The following is a 236-nucleotide window of genomic DNA, read 5'->3' as shown; positions in this document are numbered from 1 at the left end:
CGGTCAAAAAAGTTGTCGTGAATCCCGACAGGGCCGTTTTTCAGCACGTCCTCCCACAGCTGGGCAAGCTTTATCTCTGTCACATTTCTCGGCGCCGTGTAGGTCTCTTCATCTGCCGCTCCGTCAGGAGCTGGCAGGGCGTTTCGGTCAAGCTTTCCGCTTGGCGTAACCGGCCATTGTTCCATCTCTATCATATGAGCTGGGATCATGTAGCCGGGCAGAAGCGTTTCAAGCTG

1 protein-coding gene is annotated in these 236 nt (G+C 55.1%); it reads right to left on the bottom strand.

Features of this window, described 5'->3' with window-relative positions:
- The coding region (locus tag V6D41_RS21470) for a hypothetical protein (RefSeq protein ID WP_333519575.1) at positions 1 to 236 on the bottom strand (236 nt) is incomplete at both ends.

The sequence above is a fragment of the Bacillus sp. 0102A genome, from assembly GCF_036765155.1.
Taxonomy (GTDB): Bacteria; Bacillota; Bacilli; order Bacillales; family Bacillaceae; genus Bacillus; species Bacillus subtilis_G.
This window is presented reverse-complemented; position numbering and strand designations above follow the sequence as displayed.